The following is a 21,488-nucleotide window of genomic DNA, read 5'->3' as shown; positions in this document are numbered from 1 at the left end:
CAACTCTAAGCTAGTTTTATTTTGAATAATCAAGATATCACGAGTCAAGCTAGTCACTTGGCGTATAACCAAGTTACTGCTGGAGACTTTCATTATATTGAAAAGTATTTGAGTGCGAGCGCTCAAGTTACCCCCGAAGATGTGCATACGGTGCAGTCCATCTGAATACAACACTAAATTTTGACTAAATTTTGAACCGGGAAGTGGTAAATTAGTTTAGAAAAAGGTTACAGGGTAAAGGTTTTTCTTTCCCTTTCCCCTTTAAGCAACAAATTTTGGGATGCGCTTCAGTAAATTTCCGTGTTGTCTAATTGACTGGTTATTCGTAAAATCATCATGAACACAAATAACAAAATATAGTCCGAAATAAGTTGTTTTTGGCAAAAAAACGAAAATTTTTTTGGTGTAATTACAGGAAATTTTATAAAAAAATGTGTTATTTATTAACTAATAGATGTAATACGCTTAATCTTAAAATATCTCTGCAACGAAAATATGACAATAGTACAAAATAAAAAAAACAGGATATTAATCCTCTGCGCGAAAACTTTTTTGCTCAAATCTCACCAGAAATAGCCGCCACTTTTACTAAAGAGCAAATTGAAGCCCTTAAAAAGGGTTTCCCAAATCGTGAATGGAATGATCATTCCATAGAACTGAGAATATCTTTTCTTGTTTCTCTAATAAGTTTTTATTTAGTGATATTGGCAGGTGAAGAAAGACGTTTAAAACAACCTCTGAATTCTCTTTGATCAAGTATATGAGAGGGGTGTATATTCCCATACCACACCCCCCAGACATCAAGCCTCTGGTAAACTCTCAAATAGCTGGTTGACCAGCATCTTCGTCTTATTTTCCAGATGTTGCCAATCCACTTCTCCTAAGTCATCGAATAAACTAGTATCAATATCCACTGAGATATTCTCAGCATCGTAATTTAAGAAACACACTTGATAACACAGATCCCACAAATCCACATTAACTTGCTGCTCTTGACGTTGCAAGCGCAAATGGTATCCTGGATGGGGCATAGGTAAAGTGGCAAGACTTTTCCTAAAATCTTCCACCTGTTGGGGTGTGGCATTTTCCATATCTTGCAACCAGTGTGTCACTACGACTTTTGTTTCATCAGTTGAACCAGGAGGCCAAATCAGTACATCATGATAAGTTCCTTTCCACGAGGATATATCAAGGTGCTTACGAATATTATCGACAACCCGAATAAAAGCAGGCTGCATCAGCAGTTCGGATTGCTGCCATACAGTGGAATTTGTTATCTTAGGTGGCATTGCTAGTTAACAGAGATGCTAAAAGAAAAGAAAGAACTTGTTAGTTTTATTCAAAAACTGTGTTTTTACTCTAAATCTTTTCTCAAGATAGCGGATTTCTTAGCAGAAAATCTGGAGATATTGACTACCAACTGGAAAATTAGGTGTTAAAACTGGGGAGGGAATATGATAGGCAAACTACTAGACCATCGGTACCAAGTCATACGCATTTTGGCAACGGGAGGATTTGGTCAAACTTATATTGCCCACGATACTAAACGACCTGGTAATCCCATTTGCGTCGTCAAACACCTCAAATCAGCTAGCACAGATCCCAAAATTTTTGAAACTGCTAAACGTCTATTCAATAACGAAGCGGAAACTTTAGAAAAGCTAGGTAATCATGACCAAATACCCAGGCTACTCGCTTATTTTGACGAAAATGAAGAATTTTTCTTAGTCCAAGAATATATTGATGGACATACCCTAAGTGAAGAACTAATCCCCGGCGAACCTTGGAGTGAAAGCCAAGTCATGCAAATGTTGCTAGAAGTTCTGGGTATTTTAGAATTTGTCCATCAACAAGGTGTAATTCACCGGGATATTAAACCAGACAATATCATTCGTCGGTCTTGTGATTATAGATTGGTGTTGCTAGACTTTGGAGCAGTCAAACAATTGAGATCGCCTTTAGTCACAGTTGCCGCACGGACTACTGCTACTGTAGCTATTGGTACACCTAGCTATATGCCTACAGAACAGGGACAAGGTAAACCCCGTCCTAATAGTGATATTTATTCCCTGGGGATTATTGCTATTCAAACTTTAACCGGAGTACCAGCCAAGCAATTACAAGAAGATTCTAATACCGGTGAAATCCTCTGGCAGCATTTTCTTCCTGTTAACTACCACTTGGCAGAAATCTTAAGTAAGATGGTGCGTTATCACTTCAAAGACCGCTACCAAACAGCTACAGAAGCACTGCAAGCGTGTAGAGATTTTCTAAATCTTACCTCTGGATATTCCTTATCTTCAGAAGCTCCGAAACAACTTAGCTACAAAGCCCACAAATCTCCATCTTTCCCACCCCCATCTCAAGTTGTTTCAGAGCACACTGTCGCTGTGGCCCCTACTAATCCTGTAATTAACAATGCAGTTAATAAACCTCTTACAGAATCTAGTAAACCTGATCCATTACCTTTAATCATTGCCATCTTATTAGCAGGTAGTGCAGCGGCTTTGGTCACAAATTTATATCCCAATGTGAAAAATATAGCTGCTAATTGGACAGCAAAAAGTAGCACGAAAAACTGCTTGGCTGTAGTCACAGCTAATTCTAATATCCGTTCTGAACCGAGTGCTATCAATTCTGATAATATTTTAAAAATAGTTGGTGATGCTAGTGAATTTGATATTACTGGTAAGCGCACAAAACGTGGTTGGATAGAACTGAAACTAAAATCTGGACGTTTGGCTTGGGCGCATTCAGATGTGATTTCTAATAATGATCAATGGATTTCTTGTTTAAGGGATCAAGGAATTTCCATTCAAACCGTAGATGATCAGCCTTTAATAGCATCTCGATCAACTCCTACACCACAAGCAAAACCAATTACTGTATTTACTTCCATTACTTCCAAAGCGGAAATATCTGATCAATCAACTTCTGAAACTGAGAGAAAGCCAGCTAATGAGGACAAACAGAAAATAGTAGGACGTGCCAGACAGAAGTTTGAGTCAGGTGATGTAAATGGTGCGATCACAATTCTCAAATCAGTTCCAGCTAATGCTGCTTCAGGAATCAAAGAAACTCTTGAAATTATGAATCAATGGCATAAAGATTGGGAAAAAGCCGAAGCACTTGCTAATGAAATTAACCGAGCCATTGATAACGGCCAATGGGATAAAGTCCTAGCTTATCGAGATCATCCAGAAAAGTTACCCAATATTAAATACTGGCAAGATAAATTAGACCCAATGTTTAAACAAGCAGCGCAAAATGCTGCTAAACAAGTTCTTCCCAAGGAAGATAATAAAATTTATGAAAAGACAACAACCACTACAAAAGCCCCTAGTGATACAGACAAGCCTGAAAGCACCTTTTAACTGCATGGTAATGGAAATCATATTTTTCCCATTAACAATTAATTACCCATTACCAATTACCAACCTGTTAGCGTAGTTCGTCGTATTCCGCATTCTCCACCACTCGTCTAGCTTCTGGGCGTGAGGATGGTAACAATTCAGCCCGTCGGACAGTAGCCAAAGGTGGTGTCGGTCCATTGTAGGGGTGAATCACCTGCACAGTGCGAGTAGGACGTTGCTTGGGAGAAAATAAAGATAAGACCCCAGCGACAACAACACCACCACCAATAGTGAGTGTAGCTCCTCCCACAGCCCAAATGATCGGTGAAGACCACCAGCGATTTTGTTCAGGAGGTAGTGCAGCTACTCTTGGTTGATTTTGCTGTTGGGCTAACTGCCACTGCTGTTGGGTGAAATTTTGTAATTGACCCTGTAATTGGATATTTTGTAACCGTATTTGTTCGTTGTCAGCTTTCAGCTTTTCTAACTGCGTATTCAACTTTTCCACTTCCGGACTCTGACTAGAATTGGGCGCTACGGGTTGTTGATTTGTATATACTGGTTGTCCGTAAGGTGGATACTGTATGGGCTGCTGCATAACCTGGGGTGCTACAAATGTGGCTGGCATTTGTGGAGCAGCAGCGAAGTTAGATTGTATTGGGGTGTTTGTTCCTTTCAACAGTAGGAGAGCCGCCAGACCAGCTACAGCAACTCCGCCGATAAATGCCATACTTTCACTCATCGTTTTTACCCCTCAACTCCGACGGTAGCATAACTTGATTTTAACTGACTCGCTCTCACACTCATAATGTCTTGCCTGTTTCAATTCACATAAAACTCAAACTATAAGCAAATTTATCAGGTAGTTTTTTTTCAGCTTGGTATGTGCTGTTAACATTCAAAACCACATTCAGTCAAATTGTCCACTACATAGATGATAAAAAAACTACGCTGTTACCTTTTTTAATCTACTTTTCCCAAATCATCAAGAGGTAGTTTTGATACCTGACTTCAGATTGTGGCAGAATTCTGCGATCGCATCAAGTCCTGCTTCCGGTGTTCCTTCTGCCAACCGCTTGACAATAGCACTCCCGACAATCGCTGCATCTGCACCCCATTCTCGGACTTGACGTGCTTGTTCCGTTTCCCAAATACCAAAGCCCACACCAATAGGTTTATCTGTGACAGAGCGAATTTGTGTGAGTAAATCAGAAACTCGGCTTTCCATTTGGTTTCGCATTCCCGTCACACCAGTTACACTCACCAAATAGATAAATCCTTGGGAAGCACGAGCGATCGCTTTTATCCTCTGGGCAGAACTTGTAGGAGCGACTAAGAGAGTTAAATCAATCCCCACCTCAGAAGCTGGTTCTAACAACCCTGCCGCCTCTTCCAGAGGTAAATCAGGAACAACCAAACCCGCTACACCAGCAGCCTTAATTTGTTCCAGAAACTTCTCAATTCCTCGATGCAATATCGGGTTGTAGTAAGTAAATAAAACAATTGGCGCTTGTAAACCAGGAGTAGTTGCGTGCAGCATTGCCAACACCTGATCCAAAGTAGTACCCCTCTCCAAAGCACGGGTAGCAGCCGCTTGAATCACAGGACCATCTGCCAAAGGATCAGAATAGGGAACACCCAACTCAATAATATCCGCACCAGAACGATCTAGAACTTGCAAAGCCTTACCAGTAGTTTCTAAATCAGGATCACCAGCAGTAATAAACGGAATCAGAGCGCACTCGTGATTCCGTCTGAGAGTTTCAAAACAACGAGAAATTGTAGTAGTCATTAGTCGTTACTCAGTAGTGAGTAGTAGTTGGTTAGATTCCCAATCCCAGCCCCCAGTACCCAGCCCCCATTCACTTGTCACCCAATTCTATTTCAGCTTGGATTTTCGCTAATTCTTCAGGAGTGAGTTCATCCAGTTGCTTTTGTAGGAACGCCTTTTCATACTCTTCCCGTTGTTGATGGTAGGTCATTTTTTTACTCCCTGCACGGAAAAGATAGGTGGCTAACCAACTAATCAAACCCACAACCAGTAAAGCTTGGCTCCAAATACCAGCACTTTGACTATCTAAACCGACCAGCTGCAAGATTGCATAAGCCAAGCCACCAGCCACAAAAATGCCAAAAGTAATTCCGATTGCGTCAATGCGTCGCATGAGAGTAATGACCTAACAAATCTAAATTAAACAATCTGTCTGCGCCGGGGTCGAAAATTTGCAATTGGTGAGAGCAGCAACAGACCCGGAAAGAAGAAGAACACTAAAAAGTACATAAAGCCACGCTCTATAGAACTAGCCGTATACCACCGCAGCTTTAGGTAAAGCATCACAGCCATTGGTACTACCAGAAGATAAGCTCCAGCCAAAATCAGATACAGTAGTGCTACAACCATAATTCTTTGTCGGATTTGAGAAGACTATTTGGTGCATCTACTCCCCATGATATGATGAACTGTCAGACTCAGGGAAGTATCACTGATAGCTTTTGCTAGAAAAGCAAATAGATTTTTCAACTACTTCTTGTCATAATCGCAAATTCCAGCTAGAATTATGATATAATGAATGAGATTTTGCCATAAAAAGCGATTAGTTGCTAGATAAGAAAAAATCCTGTTTAAGAACAAAATTTTTCAAACTACTTGCGCAAAAGATGCAACTAATGGTAAAATAGACAAAGAGGTCTTGACCTCCAGACATCGGAAACCCTTTGGGGGTGTGGCGGAATGGTAGACGCTACGGACTTAGAAAACTGGGCCTTGATAGAGAAATCTTTTAAGTGGAAGCTCTCAAATTCAGGGAAACCTAAATCTGTTTACAGATATGGCAATCCTGAGCCAAGCCCAGAAAATTTAGACTTGAGATTTGATTTTGGAGTTAAACTCAAAATTTAAAATCCCAAATTCAAAATTCCGGGAAGGTGCAGAGACTCGACGGGAGCTACCCTAACGTAAAGCCGAGGGTAAAGGGAGAGTCCAATTCTCAAAGCCTGAAGTTGCTGAAGCAACAAGGCAGTAGTGAAAGCTGCGAGAGAATGAAAATCCGTTGACTGTAAAAAGTCGTGGGGGTTCAAGTCCCCCCACCCCCATTAAAAAAATTCAAAATGAGAGGATGGGTAAATGGTAGTAAAAACTGTTTACCCATTTTTTCTTATTAACTAGCAACGCGTTCATCGAGGGAAGCTAAAACAGCGCCAGCGATTTCTGCGAAAATACTAATGAGACGATAGAGTGCGATCGCACTTATTACCAAAGCAGCAGGGAAACGATGCTGTAAAATTCCTATAGTCGTTGCTTCAAAAACTCCCAAACCACCAGGTGCGCCAGGAACAACTAATCCTAGCACCCAAGCAAAACTAAAAGCACCCAGTAATAAAGGAATTTGGCTCAAGTCTAACGAACCCAGAGCATACATAGTTAATATAAATCCAGTTCCACGCAATCCTAAAAAAACTAGTTCTCCCAACAAAGGACGTAGAGGATAACATTCAATACTTAAACTACTAATAGACTGATTCTCAGGGTCAGATTTTTTATTCTTTAACCTATATAAAAAGCGAATCAATAGGTTTAAAAGCCAAGGATGAACAGCACCAAGCACCACAAATAAACTTACAATTTGCAGAATTTGGATCACAAAATTACTATTATTTAATAATAATTGACTACCAAATAAAACAACAATAATCAAAGCCGCAGTAGCCATCAGTAAAGGTTCTAGTAAAACACTTAGAGTTGCTGCACCCGCAGAAACATTAGCATTCTTAGCCGCTAAAATTCGTCCATAGTAATGCCAAACATTACCAGGTAAATACTTAGCTATATTCGTCTTTAGGTAAACTTGGATAAACTGAGGCGATGATACAGATTGATTTAACTCTTGCAACACCCAAGTCCATATCCAACCAGCCCACGTATGTGCAAGTAAAGTTACACCTGTTGCAACTGCCAAACTTGCCCATCCTGCTGCATCAATACGCATAGAACTCACTTCTGACCAATTATCCTTTAAGGCTTTTCCTAAAAAAAACAGTGTTACCCCCAAAATGAACCAGCGTAAAACTTTTTTCATTAGTAGAATTTAACCGTAAAATTGCCAAAATTATTATATTAAATAATATCTCTCCATAGTTAGATAGAATTGTAATTTTTTCAGAAGTAAAATGTGACCTACGCCAGAGGTTGATAGGGTTTTATTTTTTTAAGTTGGTAAATGTTGTTGATGTATGTTAATAACTTAAGCCTCTACCAAATATGTGTAAGTATTGGCTGTGTAAATTAATAATCTGACAACTCATTGAAGTTTAATCCTGCATAAGGAGGAAAAAGTGAAATACTTGATAAATTTCTGTAAAAAATTGCAAATACGCCAAATTATAACTATCTTTGTAGCTGGAATATTATTGATAGTTAACACCGCTTGTAGTGGAGTAAATGCTCAAGGTGTACCCAAAAGTACTCCTGTACAAGCTGGTGGAGCAAATAATCCTTATCAGAGTGGTCGTGACAAATATACAAATTTGGGAATATCCACTGACCCAAAAGTAACTGCTAAACATGGTAATTCAGAGGATGATCAAGCTAGTTTACCTTTAACATCACAATTATTACTAGCGGTGAATAAAGAAGCAGAAATTCTTTACCCTGGTGCAGAAAAATCTTCAGGTAGGGTTAGGAAAGAAGCAGAACTACCAATTATCACACAAGAAGAATTCAAACATTCTGAACCAGGTGGATTAATTCAGCGTGAACCAGATATAAAAACTCGCATTCAAGAGCGAATGGAAACTGTCACAGAGTCAGTTGAAAAAGCTTCAGGATTTTTAAAAGAGAACGGAGATGAAGCCAGTGCTAAACCTGATCTATAAAAAGATCCAGTTGTAGGCAAATAGAACTTTGATTTTTAAATCAGATAATAAAATACAAGGAGAAGAAGGTGAAGAAATTAATTACTTGGGTACAGAATCTACGCCCACTGAAAATTATAACGGTATTTTTGGCAGCAACTTTTCTGTTTCTAGTCCAAGCTTGTAATCGTCCCACTATAGCCGGACAACCACCTCAACCTGCGGGACAACCGCCAAATGTGCAAAGATATGACCCCACAAAAGATTATCCTATTTCTCCATATCAAGGGGGAATGAACAATTTTAGTGATGTTGATCCTAGATCAAGAGAAGCACAAAAATCAGCCAGAGATAGAGCAGATGCACTAATAGAAAATGCTCAGAGAAACATTGAACGCAAAGGAATTGATACTACCGATCAATATGTCCGTAACTATCGGGAAGGAACGCCTTTTGGTGAGAGAGTAAAAAATTTAGGTGAAGATGTGGGAAGTTCAGCCAAAGAAGTGAGAGAAGGAGTAACTAAAGGGACTAAAAGAGGAGTAGAAAATCTTCAGGAGAATGTTGGAAATGCTGCCAAAGGTTTAACCAAAAATGTACAGCGTGGAACTGAAGATGTTGGTAAAAATATTCAACGCAGAACTGAAGATGCAGGAGAAGCAGTCAAAAGAACTTTAAGAGAACCTGATTGAAATTAATTTGATGTTGGTCAGGTAGACATTGCCCACCATTTTTTTATTCAATTTCTTCAATTAAGTCTAGTTTTTATCCCCTAAATCTGTTTTTTTTCAGAGTTAAGTTTGACAATACCAATTATGTAACGCCAAACGTTGAATTTCACGGCAGGGAATATTATGTTTTCGTGCTAAGTCTGCACAATCTTCATATTCTGGCTGCACGTTAGTAATACTTTTCTCTGTTGCTTGTCCTTTCCAGGCCACTTTCACACGCACATTACCATAAGGCGTTTCTACTTGTTGTATTTCCCGTTGTAAAATAGTGCGTTGTTCAGTAGTCCGACGAATTCCTAAAGTAGTGGTTTCGCGGAATAAAATCTCTTCACAACTGGCTAAATGTTCTGGATAACAAATTACAGTCAACAAAAGCCCTGGACGGGATTTTTTCATTCCTATACCTTGAGTAAAGACATCCACGGCCCCTGCGGCAAATAAAGCATCAAAGACATAGCCAACAGCTTGGGGATTTAAGTCATCAATTTGAGTTTCTAGGACAGAGATGATTTCTAAATTAGGACTAGTATTAGCAAAATCAGGAATATTTGTCTTTTCATTTACACTTTCACCGATCCAGAGTCGTAGTATATTGGGGATGAGTAAATCGAGAGAACCTGCTCCTAGTCCCACTTGTTTGAGGATAATTGGAGGTGGTGAACTAAAACTTCTAGCTAAGGTAGTTGCGATCGCTGCCCCTGTCGGTGTTACTAGTTCTTTGTCAATACCATTACTATACACTGGACAACTCCGCATTTCCCACAACTTCAATACTGCTGGTACTGGTACTGGCATTTGACCATGTGCAGCGCGAACAGTTCCCCCACCAGTCGGAAACGGTGAGCAGTATATCAAAGGTAATCCTTCCTGATTGCTGTCGATACCTAACCAATCCAACCCCAAGCAAGTACCAACAATATCTACAATCGCGTCTACAGCACCCACCTCATGAAAATTAACTTTTTCCGGTTCAATACCATGTACCGCTCCCTCTGCCACTGCTAACTGGCGGAATACAGCTAAACTCCAAGCTTCTGCCTGTGATGGCAATTTAGCTTTGAGAATCATCTTCTCTATTTCTGGTAGATGGCGGCCATGATGGTGATGGTGATAATGGTGGTGGTGTACTAAATGGACATGGATTTTAGTAGCTTGCTGAGTCTGCCGATGAACAAGTTCTGCTCGTAATTGGTATTCCTGCTCAATTCCCAAAGCATTAAGTTTTCCTACTAAATACTCTACGGGAACACCCAGACTTACCAACGAACCCAGGCACATATCACCGGAAATTCCCGTTGGACATTGAAGATAAGCAATTTTATTCATAAATTGGTCAGTTGTCAGTTGTCAGTTGTTAGTTGTCAGTGGGAAAAGGCAAAAGGCAAAAAGTAAAAGGTTAATTTCCCCAGTCCCCAGTTCCCAATCAGGTTATGGCCAAAACTTTTACAATTCATCCTGATAATCCTCAAAACCGTCGTATAGAGGATATAAAGTTGGCGCTTTCTAGTGGCGCTATCATGCTCTACCCTACTGATACAGTCTATGCAATTGGTTGTGATTTGAATGCCAAGTCGGCAGTGGAAAGAGTGCGGCAAATTAAGCAGTTAGGGAATGATAAACCATTGACATTTTTATGTCCTTCCCTTTCTAATGTGGCAACTTATGCCTTCGTAAGTGATATAGCCTATCGGATTATGAAGCGTTTGATACCAGGTTCCTACACTTTTTTGCTACCTGCAACCAAGTTAGTGCCGCGACTGGTGCAAAATCCCAAGCGAAAAACCACAGGAATTAGAGTGCCAGACCATACTGTATGTTTGGCATTGCTGGAAGCCTTAGGAAATCCGATTATTTCCACTTCGGCACATTTACCACCCAAGGACATAGACTATGAAATAGCTGAATTAGATTCAGAAAATATTATGTCGCGGGTAGAGCTATTTGACCGTTGGGATAACTTGGTGGACATTATTATAGATACAGGTGAAGAACCTACGTATCATGTTTCTACCATTTTAGACCTAACGGATGAAGAACCAGTCATTACACGGAGGGGGTTAGGTTGGGAAGCAGCAGCAGCTTGGGTATAATAATTAAGTCTTACAGATGCAACCCTCTGTTTCGCAAATTGTGATAAACATACTCCAATTTTGAAATTGTCATACAAAAAGATGCTGGGATCACGGGAAAAGGGATGGCAGCAAATCTTTGCATTCCTAGGGTTTGGACTAATTGTAGCGCCTACTCAAAGCCGATGTCTCACCTTTGATCTAGTTGCTGATAAAAGAAGCGACACACTTGATAAGCCCTTAACTTGTGAAATTTATTACAGTGTTATCAGTAAACCTCATAAAAGGTAAGTTTTGATGAATCAATACCAACAAAATTATCCAGTTATGACTGTGCTTAAATACTGTGTCTGCGTTTTAGTTAAGGTGCAATACCAATTTCAGGAAAAGTCATGAAAGCTAACCTCGTCAATCTGCCAAATTCCACACCTGCTTTTGATGGTGATATTTCAACCGAAGACTTATCAGATATTAACTCTGAGACTTTATTGCAACTGCTTTGTCAGGAAATGCAGAGTCAGGTAAAAGCTTCAACTGGATGTGTGCAAGCCGTAACTAAACGCATAGCTAAAGAAGTAGAACGGATATGTGATAAAAGTTCCCGCATCCAAACTTCAGGGCAAGTTAGGTCTTGGCAGATTACTTTAGCAAGACACCGTTTACAAAAGTGCCTGCGTTACTATCAATTAGGCTCAAAACAAGGGCGTGTAGAATTACATAGTAGTTTAGGTGCTATTGTTTATCGCCATGTTACTGTTGCTGGCTCAGAATTAGGTTTTGAAGCTCGTTACAATCTGATTGAAGATTTTCTGCAAGCTTTTTATATTGAAGCGATTAAAGCTTTTCGCAGAGAAAATGAATTAGCTGAAGATTACACACCACGTACTCAACTACAATTAGCTGAGTATATGGCTTTTACGGAGCAGTATGCTAAACGGCGGATTAATTTACCTGGTGGTGCTAATCAACAGTTGATTGTGTTACGCGCTCAAGGTTTTGCTCGTCGTCAACCCCAAGAAACGACTGTAGATATTGAAATGGCTGTGGATTCAGCTAAGACTGAAGAGGCAGAATCTTATCAACGTAATTTGGCCGTGCAACAAATTAGGTCACAGATGGTTGCTAAACCTAATTTTGATCCATCTGAGGAGTCGGAACGCGATCGCGTGATTACAGAGTTGATGAAATATCTGGAATCTCAAGGTCAAGCTGATTGCATGGATTACCTGTCTCTTAAACTTCAGGATCTCTCAGCACCGGAAATTGACCAAATTTTAGGATTAACTAGCCGTCAGCGCGATTATTTGCAACAACGCTTTAAGTATCACGTTGAGAAGTTTGCTAAACAACACCACTGGCAACTAGTACATCAATGGCTGGGTGCTGGTTTAGAACATAAGTTGGGTTTATCTTCTCAGCAGTGGGATGCTTTTTGGAATCAACTCACAGAACAGCAACAGCAAATCTTTCAGCTAAAAACTCTAATGGAGAATGATCAAGTGATCGCTAAAGCTGTCCAATGTACCCCTAAACAACTACAAAAACGCTGGACTCAAATGCTAGAACTCGCATGGGCTATCCGCAATGGTCATGCTGAAGTTAAAACCTGCTGAAGCTAAGGTGAAATTGCTAAATTTATCTAAATACCTCACCACCTCATACACCTGTTCCTACAAAACAAATATCTCCTCTATTTCTCCCCAAGTAAAGGGAGAATTAGAGAAGAAGTTAGGGAATAGATATTTTATATTTTTTCAGATTTTAAAATTTAGACTTTAATAAATATATCTGTTCTCAAGTACAAACTTATCATATTTATTATTTTTATCCAAATACTCAAATTTTATCTGACTTTCTTAATTTTGAATTCCTATTCCCCTTTACGACTGCTTTTGTGGAATTCTAGAATAAATAGGACTTTTCGCAGAGGATTTGAGTATGACTATGACTCAAGGGGGACAGGCCAATAAATCTGGAAAAATTTTCTAAAAAACTTTAGAAGGAACTTTCGCAGGGTATGGATACATCAACTTGGGAGAGCAAGTCAAAAAGAAACAACGTCTTGAATCTCTTTTAAGTTGTACCAATTTCCCAAAAAGATATGCAACGCAGGTTCACATAGGGAAGGGAATTTATAGTACCTATACATTTGTAGATTTCTATATCAGAGGCTATTGATAAGGTCAATGTAAAGGGGAGTAGAAAAGGAATGTTGGAAGGATAGGATACATAAAATCTAGTGTATTTACATAGCTAATCATGGAACGAAAGTCTTACCCCACAGACTTAACTGATATGGAGTGGGAAATCCTGGCCCCATTGATTCCACCAGCCAAAGAAGGAGGGCATCTACCCACAACAGATATGGGTGAAATATGTAATGCCATCTATTATCATTTGAAAACTGGATGTCAATGGAATATGCTTCCAGGTGACTTCCCGCCAAGGTCAACGGTATATAGCTATTACAGTAAATGGCAGGGCCAGGGGGTTTGGGAAAAATTCAACCATACATTGGGTGGTCAAGTTCGCTCGAAATTAGGTAAATCAACACAACCTACCGCGCTCGCCGCAGACAGTCAGTCGGTCAACACTGACCAAAAAAAGGGGATGTGTATGGTTTTGACCGATGTAAAAAGGTAAAAGGAAGAAAGGGGCAAACTTTAGTTGATAGCCTGGGACTTGTGTTGAAAGTTGTTGTTAGTGAAGCGAATGCCCCAGAACGAATACTTGCTGCCTATGCACTAATGGAACTGCTAGAGGAACCCACAGAATTATTGGAAAAAGTCCAAGTTTTATGGGTTGATTCCGGTTATGACGGTGATAAATTTTCACTTGCAGTTTGGTTCATGATTCAAGCTCATGTTGAAGTCATAGGACCTACTGAGCAAGAATTTAAAGTTTTACCACAACCCTGGGTAGTAGAAAGAACATTTGGGTGGTTTAACTAATATCCTCGTCTAAGCAAGGATTATGAGCGTTTAACACAAATGAGGGAAGGGGCTATATATGCTCTTATGACTAGAATTATGCTACTTCCTCTTGTCTCCTAAACATTTACTTTATAAATCATCTCTCATTCATTGGTTCTGTTTCAGATCCTTCCAGTTTAATCATTGAATGTGAATGTAAATGGCAAAATACTAGTGGTTCAGTTGATGAAAAGCTTCCTTATGTAAATGCGGACATTGAAAATTTCTATCCTGCACCAACAATTGTTATGATTGATGGTGGAGGTATAAAACCAGGTGCAATTAATTGGTTAAACACACAAGTTGGCAACAACAAGTTGGCAACAATAATAATTTGCTGGTAATTTGTGAACTAACTTCATTTATTATTTAGGCTAACAAAAATATTTAATAAGAAGTTACTAAGACTTCATTAATATTTCCACGCTTTTTAGGATTAGGATTAATTGATCTTGCTGCTGTTATCGTCTGAATATTAAAATTCCTATAAATATTACGAGTAAACTCACAATCTGAATTACACAGCATAACTTTTACACCGCATTTAGCTAATTCAATAAATACGTCTCTTAATTGAACTTGCTGAGTTTCACCAAAACAATATCGACTGTAAGCTGTAAAATAGCTAGTTTGACTGACAGGACAATATGGAGGATCAAAAAACACAAAATCATCACTGGTTTTCGCATATTTTAAGACTTCTGTAAAATCAGCTTGTTTAATCTCAGCTAGAGAAAGTTCTTGTGATGCAATTTTTAATATATCTTCTTGACAAATCCCAGGATTTTTATATTTACCCACAGGGACGTTAAATTTACCTTGGGAATTGACCCGATATAAACCATTAAAACAGGTTTTATTCAGATAAATAAACCGAGCCGCTTTTTCTATATCCGTGGTTTGAAGATCAGAACGTACTTCATAGTAATACTCTCGATTATGTAGGTTTTTATGTTTTTGAAGAAGTTCAATTAATTCTTCAACATTATCTCTAACGCAGCGATAAGTAGTAATTAGATCGGTATTAATATCAGTTAAGATAGCTTTAGTTGGTCGCAGATGAAAAAAAACAGCCCCTCCTCCTAAAAAGGGTTCATAGTAAGTTTGGTAATTTGTGGGAAAATATTGTTGATATTGCTGAATTAACCTACTTTTACCCCCTGCCCACTTCAAAAAGGGACGTGGACAAGTTTTTTTGGGGATTTGACTTATCATGTACTTATGATTAAAATAAAACTAACCTACTAAGCTAGTAAAAATAAAACCAATATAATCTAACAAATGATATTTTATATGAATTGAGCGATTTTCAGCACTATAGATTACAATTAAGTTAAATAAGCACCTGACAACAAACTACAGTTTATAACAAGGCAGTCTATATTCAAATGTTTGACGGATTTTGGGATAACGTATTTCGCTACCCCCGGTACTTGATTACTATTGTCTTAGGTCTTTTCCTGAATACCTTTGAGCCATTAATGCCGCTGTTGAAACGCCCAGTTACCTTAATAGCCTTTGTAGGCTTGTTTGCAGGTAGTCTGGTTTTCCTAACGCTCACTATTCGGGCGATGCTGGGCTTGAGTACAATTTAGACAATAGCTTTACCGGGTTTTAGCCTCACGGACTGTTGCTGTTAGTGTTATCAGCCGCAAGCACTGTCCTAGCTATTTTGTTTGCATCTATTTTGCATCTATTTATATCATACAACCTCTGTGAGAAGGCGGAATTTATATGGCTACAAATCGCCGCGTTTCCCGCGTTGCTGAATTAATTAAACGAGAAGTTAGCCAAATGTTGCTCAACGGTATTAAGGATGACCGTGTGGGGACAGGAATGGTAAGTGTCACCGATGTGGATGTTTCCGGTGATTTACAACACGCCAAAATCTTCGTCAGTATTTATGGGACCCAGGAAGCAAAGGCTGAAACAATGGCAGGCTTAAAATCAGCGACCGGTTATGTTCGCAGTGAACTGGGTGCTAGGGTAAGGCTACGTCGCACTCCAGAAGTGATATTTGTTGAAGATCGCTCTCTTGAACGAGGTACTAAAGTGCTAAGTCTATTAAACCAACTCCAGCAGGAGCGTTCACTGGAAAGCACACAGGAAGATGACCAAGATTTTCCTGAATAATTAACTTAAATTTAGCCTTTATTTCATCCAAAGCCTGGGTCTTATCCAGGTTTTTGTCTTTTGCAGTGAATTAAAGGTTTAAGAAATTATTTCTTAGTTTGATTCCATATATCTTATGGAATAAGCATAACTTATAGAACAGAGTACAAGTTAAAAGATTATTAACAAACAGGTGTCCAAGGAATTTATTGGTGTTACTTAATATTAGTAATCAGTAATTATGTTACGTCTTCGTTGTCAATGGATAGCTGGAAGTTGGCATAATTTCTGTAATTCCATTTTTACCTCTTTTATCCATCTTCAAACTGTCTAATATTTTAGACCTACAACTCCCATTTAACAGAATTTTCTATGGTAATCAATACATGCACATGCTTATTTGATTACTGACCTAAGCAGCTTATTCCCACCAGCCACAAATTATTGAATGCAAGTCTTCTTAGGATATTTTGAGAAGATACTTTGTCTTGCAATTTGATTTCTTTCCTGTGATTTATTTTACTTTCATTCCAAAGGAATATTTGGGCTATCTCTGTGGTTGGCGTAGCTAAAAGCACACTTTTTACCCCACCTCACAAAATCGCCTTGCTCCCTTAGGACATCAACTTATATATAAGCAAAGTTTTTACCCTGTAATTTCTTACCAGCTCTAGATTCCAGTACAAGATAGCTGGTTAGGTTGATTGTTTATGGAAAAATCGTAGTATTGTGAGCAAAGTCTTTATAATGATTATTTAAGCTATATATAAGCGATTTCTCATACCACTTAATTGAAAACACTAAATCAAATTGTGACCATAGATATATAGATATCAATGTGTTAAATCTGTTAATTAGTAGACAAGATTAGAAAAGTATATTTTGCAAGAGCAGGGAAAAGTTTCAAGGGTAAAGAAAAATTTTAGCCCTTTTCCCCTTAACCGACAGGTATTGGGATGTATTACGATTCAGCCTAGTTAGCTTAGCTGCTTTGGCGTTAATAATATGAAGGAGAGTTATAAAAAACGTTATCAATCCTTGACAAACTTAATATTTCTTTAGATAATTTACAGATATATAGCGTCAAAATGATAATAGTTCCGTATAGCAAACTACAAAACCTAACCACAGGTCTAAATTATCGTCATTTTTGTTCCTGATTAATGTTGGGAATACTATCTAAATCTAAATTTGTGAGTAAAAACAATGAGTGTGAATACGGTGTCCTCTATAAATTACTACTCTCTAGACGTAATCCAGGACGAAGCACGCCGACTGGTGCAAAAGGGAATTGTGAGCCGTCAACAACCAATATATACACTCTGTCAATACATTCCAGCGAGAGAGTGGGTTTGTGTTGAATGTGAATTGGAGAAATGTGACTTTTTATTGCGTGATCGCATTGGCGATTTAATAGGTCGGGAAGAATGGGACAACGACTAATAAAAAGTTGATAGTGACTTGGGTGTTAATTTTTCATGGGTGGATTTGACAAAAAATAATTAAACGTCAAATCTTAGGTTAATCTCCGATTTTGATGAGTATTTCCCGATTCATAAACATTTTTTTTGCTTGAAGGGGCGACAAGCAAGGTGAAACTATCATAGGAAAAAGGTTTTAGGTGATAGACCCCTTGAAAAAATTGATGAAAAAACGGTGCTTATTGACAATTAACTGTGCAGTTATCAGGGGGCTACGCCAGTATAAACCCTGAAGATACGAAGAGAATGGTCTTGTTAATGGAACAAGTCATCAGTTTTATTCGCAATAAGTGGACATTTTATCAGTAGGGTCTAAAGGATATAACCCTTATACAGAAACCTTTTTAGGTTCTTTCTGGCCCCTCAAGATTTTTTCCCTTAAACACAGAATTATTCTCATTAGAGACAGTTGGAATTTATACTACTTTTCTAGTGGACAATATCTATAACGGGCTACGCCTATGGGTCGTAAGTTTGAATAAGTAATAATTTTTTTTATGAATACTTGTCCAGGGTTCAAAACTTTGGGCAAGTATATTTTTGTCAAACTTGTTACCCTCATTATTCATTAACTCACATGAAGTGTAAATAGCAGTCCACTTTCGCAAAAATCAAAAAATCAAATAGGATTTCTATAGAGCGTGTTTAAGGAATCCTATCACCGACAGCACCCTACAAAAATAGGATGGCTGTGGCGGGCTAAATCTAGCCCGCCACAGCCATCCTTCAGCTGAGTAAACCAGGCATAATTAAGGTTGTCTAGCTTCCCTACCAGCACTATAGTAGTAATTGTAACTAGTAAGTTTTTGCTTATCCCCGTTAGCAACCACACCTAAGACATTGATGGGAGAGTTTATCAAGCTATCCTGAAGTTGCATCATAGCCGACTTATCTGTTTTGTCTATCCTCACCACCAGCAGCATACCATCAGTCTGAGGTGCTAGTAGTCTGGCATCAACTAACCCCAGCATGGGAGGAGCATCATAAATTACCAAATCAAAATTCTCATTGAAGTATTCCATCAGTTGTTTCATCTTATCTGATGCCAGCAATCTGGCTGGATCTGGTGGGACTGAACCAGCCGTAATTACAGATAATGAACTCATCTCAGGTAATTGTTGAATCACCTGTTCAACTGGCATATTGGAAGTAAGAACATTACTTAAACCTGACAAATTCTGCAAATTTGATAATTTATGAACCTGGGCGCGTCGTAAGTCACCATCCACAAGTAAGACTCGTTTCCCCAAGGCTGCTGCTATTTGTGCAAGATGGAAAGAAACTGTGGTTTTCCCATCTCCTGGCATAGTGGAAGAAATAGTTAAAGAACGAATTGGTTGATCAGAATTTAGCAGTTGAATATTGGCATAAAGAACCTGTAATGATTCCCAAAATAGCCCTTGTCCATAATAGTTATAGACTTTACTCTGACGACGGAAAAGATTAGATAACCAACCATTTACTTCAGAGCCCTTACGGGATTCAGATTGTGAACCAGAAGTGAAATTGAGGTAAGAAGATTGATAACCTGCAACGCTTCTGTCGATGGGAAGAGTTCCCAGGAAGGGCAATTTTATTTTTTCCTTCAGACTGCCAATATCATGATACGTATTATCTAGTTTTTCCAATAGGAAGCCAATAGCAATTCCCAAAGCTAAACTGCTAAATAATCCCATTAGTAAATTCCGGGGTATATTTGGTAATATAGGTAATTCCCCTTGATTTGGTGGTTGTATTAATTCCCACGGCAATTCTGTTTGAGCTACTTGAATTACCAGGCTTTCACGAGTAGCTAAAAACCGATTGAGACTTTCATTTGCTAGTTGCAAATTCCGCTGAATTTCACTGTATTGTCTGGCTAAAATTGGTAATTGCTCAAGTTTGATTTTTGTTTGGTTTTCTACTTTAGCTAGTTCTTGACTTTGTACCTCTAGTTTCTGAATCAGAGTAATTGCTTCAGCGAATTTTAACCCTATATACCGCTTTTGCTCGTCTTCTATGAGAGGCAAAATATTTTCTCTTTTTTCTTCTAATACTGATATGGATGGACTATCCGGTTGAAAACGTGCTAATTCTACAGATAGCTGAGTTTCCAACTGCCTCAATTGAGATACTAATTGACTATATATGGGCGCTTGATTTAAGGTTGCCTGTTGTCCTTGTGGTGTTGATAAGCCTACATAACTGGCTCGTGCTGTAGCTAACTGTTGATCAATTCCTAGTCGCTGCTCTTCCAATTGTTGGAGTTGTGTTGCAACTAGACCAGACTGGTTTTCTGGATCCAGAAAGTCGTATCTTTGTCGGAATATTTGCAATTGTTGTTGCAATTGAGCTACCCGATTTCTGATAGCAGGTAATTGTTTTTCTACGAATTGAACTCCCTGATTTAACTTGGTTTTACGTTTTTCTAAACTGTATTCTAGATAGAAGTTAGAAAGTGTATTTAATACAATTTCAATTTTCTTGCGATCTCGGTTTTTATAGCTTATTTCTATAACTTTGGTTGAACCCAAACGTCGGATAGTTAAATTTTTGAGCAGTGATTTATAGGTAATATCAGGATAGGAAGATTGTAAATTTGGCAAAATATCTTTCATCAATTCCTGGCTTCTGAGAACCTGAATTTGACTTTCGTAATCTAGATTAGATTTAGGGATAGTAGAATCAGGCAGTGGTATTTGGCCTAATGTACTATCGCTATTAACAGGTTCAACTAAAATCTGAAAATTGCCTTGATAAATGGTTTCTTCGTTGACCGTTGAATAAATAACAGTAGCCATGACTACAGATACAACGCCAGCAATTATTAAGACCCGTCTTTGAACAACAGCTAAGATGTTTTTTAGACTGCCTTCATCTTCTTCAGATTCCAAGTAGGAAAAGTTCTGATATGGCAATATTTCAGGCGTAATTATTGGCCTACCATTTTCATTAAAAGTTGAGATTCTACTAGCATTCTGCTTGTTCATAGATTTCTATTAGAAAAGTAATTAGTTAAATAAATATTTTCTGTTTTTAGAAGTTGGTTATTTATCAAAATAATCACCAAATATCCTTGACCGTTAGTTCTAAAAGATTGGTATATTTATACTTCCCTAGCCTTAACAATACTTAGTTCTCTATCTAAAATTAGATAATTTATTTTATTGTTTTTTTGCCTCATTGCGACATTTGGGTGAACACCAAGTGTTAATTTCATAGTCTAACTCTGTGCAGTGAGTCTTAATAACTTATCAAATTCTGGAATGCAATAGCGATAAATAGCGAATATTGTTTTGTATCGTTCGATGCCACAAATAGGATGTTTGTATTCTACACCTTACCTGTTCAGTTATGTAGTTTATGGTTAAATATATTTCAAGTCAAAGTATAACTGCTTATTTGTAAATACTATTCATATTGTGCGGGAAGAGGAGAAAAATATTCTACTTGCTCTATTCACCGTTTCTTCATGGGTTGACATTGATCATCGGCTCTAAAGATTCTCCAGTTACACTACCGAGAGTTAAAATAGCTCACCTTCCTACTGTGTCTCCTATACTAACTAATGTGTAAGTTTATTGTCATGCTGTAGCTTGCTTCCCGCAGGGTATGAAGGAAGCACAGCGCAATGTTCGCGAAGGGATACACTTACTTCACTCCGTTCCGTATGGCTTACGGCACGCTTCGCTAACACAATGACAATTTATGTTATGATTTTTTACTAAAATGGAATGCTTCCGATTTAGCAGCTATGCAACTACTTTCTTGAATATGGACAGGGACGGGAATGAGTTTAAAATCTGTTTGCTTGATTCGAGTCATGATTGCCAGTAAAAAAATAAACACCTTGGGATAGACAAACATGATTTTCGATAACTGTGGGTGCGGGTGCAAGGTTATCTAGCTAAGTATTTTCACTGGTGGAGACATGATTTGC

At 38.5% G+C, this 21,488-nt stretch carries 19 protein-coding genes and 1 pseudogene; 11 read left to right on the top strand and 9 right to left on the bottom strand.

The annotated features are described in order from the left end of the window. Positions 1 to 21: 21 nt before the first annotated feature. Positions 22 to 165: a hypothetical protein gene (locus AAZO_RS35880; RefSeq protein WP_187289563.1), complete on the top strand. Its 144-nt coding sequence runs from the start codon at positions 22 to 24 to the stop codon at positions 163 to 165. A 635-nt stretch (positions 166 to 800) separates the two neighbouring features. Here AAZO_RS35880 and AAZO_RS23550 read toward each other — a convergent pair. Continuing rightward, the gene (locus AAZO_RS23550; RefSeq protein WP_013193088.1) at positions 801 to 1,289 is read right to left on the bottom strand and encodes a hypothetical protein; all 489 of its coding nucleotides are present in this window, start codon (positions 1,287 to 1,289) and stop codon (positions 801 to 803) included. 165 nt (positions 1,290 to 1,454) lie between these two features. On the opposite strand from AAZO_RS23550, the gene AAZO_RS23545 reads away from it, so the two are divergent. Continuing rightward, the gene (locus AAZO_RS23545) at positions 1,455 to 3,374 is read left to right on the top strand and encodes a serine/threonine-protein kinase (RefSeq protein ID WP_013193087.1); all 1,920 of its coding nucleotides are present in this window, start codon (positions 1,455 to 1,457) and stop codon (positions 3,372 to 3,374) included. Between the two features lie 67 nt (positions 3,375 to 3,441). Here AAZO_RS23545 and AAZO_RS23540 read toward each other — a convergent pair whose 3' ends face one another. From AAZO_RS23540 to AAZO_RS23525, 5 genes are all read right to left on the bottom strand, one after another. Beyond that, complete coding sequence (locus AAZO_RS23540; protein ID WP_013193086.1) at positions 3,442 to 4,095, bottom strand: hypothetical protein; 654 nt, start codon at positions 4,093 to 4,095, stop codon at positions 3,442 to 3,444. Positions 4,096 to 4,338: 243 nt separating this feature from the next. Then, positions 4,339 to 5,145 carry a tryptophan synthase subunit alpha gene (gene trpA, locus AAZO_RS23535; protein ID WP_013193085.1) on the bottom strand — a complete coding sequence of 269 codons (807 nt, stop codon included), beginning with the start codon at positions 5,143 to 5,145 and terminating at the stop codon, positions 4,339 to 4,341. 70 nt (positions 5,146 to 5,215) lie between these two features. Then, the gene (locus tag AAZO_RS23530; RefSeq protein ID WP_013193084.1) at positions 5,216 to 5,518 is read right to left on the bottom strand and encodes a DUF3007 family protein; all 303 of its coding nucleotides are present in this window, start codon (positions 5,516 to 5,518) and stop codon (positions 5,216 to 5,218) included. 26 nt (positions 5,519 to 5,544) lie between these two features. Continuing rightward, on the bottom strand, positions 5,545 to 5,754 hold the full coding sequence (gene ndhL, locus AAZO_RS32180) for an NAD(P)H-quinone oxidoreductase subunit L (RefSeq protein WP_013193083.1): 210 nt from the start codon (positions 5,752 to 5,754) through the stop codon (positions 5,545 to 5,547). A 757-nt stretch (positions 5,755 to 6,511) separates the two neighbouring features. Continuing rightward, positions 6,512 to 7,429: a lysylphosphatidylglycerol synthase domain-containing protein gene (locus tag AAZO_RS23525; RefSeq protein ID WP_013193082.1), complete on the bottom strand. Its 918-nt coding sequence runs from the start codon at positions 7,427 to 7,429 to the stop codon at positions 6,512 to 6,514. Between the two features lie 256 nt (positions 7,430 to 7,685). Here AAZO_RS23525 and AAZO_RS23520 point away from each other — a divergent pair, with 256 nt between their 5' ends. Then, the gene (locus AAZO_RS23520) at positions 7,686 to 8,225 is read left to right on the top strand and encodes a DUF6658 family protein (protein WP_013193081.1); all 540 of its coding nucleotides are present in this window, start codon (positions 7,686 to 7,688) and stop codon (positions 8,223 to 8,225) included. A gap of 68 nt (positions 8,226 to 8,293) precedes the next feature. Beyond that, entirely contained in the window at positions 8,294 to 8,896 is a 603-nt protein-coding gene (locus tag AAZO_RS23515) for a DUF6658 family protein (RefSeq protein ID WP_013193080.1), read from the top strand. A 102-nt stretch (positions 8,897 to 8,998) separates the two neighbouring features. On the opposite strand, the gene larC is transcribed toward AAZO_RS23515, so the two are convergent. Continuing rightward, positions 8,999 to 10,261, bottom strand: coding sequence for a nickel pincer cofactor biosynthesis protein LarC (larC, locus tag AAZO_RS23510; RefSeq protein WP_013193079.1), 1,263 nt, complete (start codon positions 10,259 to 10,261; stop codon positions 8,999 to 9,001). Positions 10,262 to 10,365: 104 nt separating this feature from the next. Between larC and AAZO_RS23505 the strand changes: the two genes are divergently transcribed. The 4 genes and pseudogenes from AAZO_RS23505 to AAZO_RS44325 all read left to right on the top strand — a co-directional run bounded on the left by AAZO_RS23505 (position 10,366) and on the right by AAZO_RS44325 (position 14,320). After that, a complete protein-coding gene (locus AAZO_RS23505) occupies positions 10,366 to 11,025 on the top strand; it encodes an L-threonylcarbamoyladenylate synthase (protein ID WP_013193078.1) in 660 nt (219 codons plus the stop codon). A gap of 371 nt (positions 11,026 to 11,396) precedes the next feature. Further along, entirely contained in the window at positions 11,397 to 12,617 is a 1,221-nt protein-coding gene (locus tag AAZO_RS23500; protein WP_013193076.1) for a HetZ-related protein, read from the top strand. A gap of 646 nt (positions 12,618 to 13,263) precedes the next feature. Next, positions 13,264 to 14,057, top strand: a pseudogene (locus AAZO_RS32175) (IS5 family transposase). Positions 14,058 to 14,059: 2 nt separating this feature from the next. Next, positions 14,060 to 14,320, top strand: coding sequence for a PD-(D/E)XK nuclease superfamily protein (locus AAZO_RS44325; RefSeq protein WP_420807081.1), 261 nt, complete (start codon positions 14,060 to 14,062; stop codon positions 14,318 to 14,320). A 43-nt stretch (positions 14,321 to 14,363) separates the two neighbouring features. On the opposite strand, the gene AAZO_RS23485 is transcribed toward AAZO_RS44325, so the two are convergent. Continuing rightward, the gene (locus AAZO_RS23485; protein ID WP_013193074.1) at positions 14,364 to 15,191 is read right to left on the bottom strand and encodes a DNA adenine methylase; all 828 of its coding nucleotides are present in this window, start codon (positions 15,189 to 15,191) and stop codon (positions 14,364 to 14,366) included. Positions 15,192 to 15,364: 173 nt separating this feature from the next. Between AAZO_RS23485 and AAZO_RS32170 the strand changes: the two genes are divergently transcribed. From AAZO_RS32170 to AAZO_RS23475, 3 genes are all read left to right on the top strand, one after another. Beyond that, the gene (locus AAZO_RS32170; RefSeq protein WP_013193073.1) at positions 15,365 to 15,571 is read left to right on the top strand and encodes a DUF751 family protein; all 207 of its coding nucleotides are present in this window, start codon (positions 15,365 to 15,367) and stop codon (positions 15,569 to 15,571) included. Positions 15,572 to 15,710: 139 nt separating this feature from the next. Next, the gene (rbfA, locus tag AAZO_RS23480) at positions 15,711 to 16,109 is read left to right on the top strand and encodes a 30S ribosome-binding factor RbfA (protein ID WP_013193072.1); all 399 of its coding nucleotides are present in this window, start codon (positions 15,711 to 15,713) and stop codon (positions 16,107 to 16,109) included. 1,185 nt (positions 16,110 to 17,294) lie between these two features. Continuing rightward, positions 17,295 to 17,531: a DUF4327 family protein gene (locus AAZO_RS23475; RefSeq protein ID WP_013193071.1), complete on the top strand. Its 237-nt coding sequence runs from the start codon at positions 17,295 to 17,297 to the stop codon at positions 17,529 to 17,531. 787 nt (positions 17,532 to 18,318) lie between these two features. Here AAZO_RS23475 and AAZO_RS23470 read toward each other — a convergent pair. Further along, positions 18,319 to 20,538 carry a GumC family protein gene (locus AAZO_RS23470; protein ID WP_013193070.1) on the bottom strand — a complete coding sequence of 740 codons (2,220 nt, stop codon included), beginning with the start codon at positions 20,536 to 20,538 and terminating at the stop codon, positions 18,319 to 18,321. Positions 20,539 to 21,488: the final 950 nt, after the last annotated feature.

Source organism: 'Nostoc azollae' 0708 (genome assembly GCF_000196515.1).
GTDB lineage: Bacteria > Cyanobacteriota > Cyanobacteriia > Cyanobacteriales > Nostocaceae > Trichormus_B > Trichormus_B azollae.
Note: the sequence above shows the minus strand (reverse complement) of the source record. Positions and strands in the feature narration are given on the sequence as shown.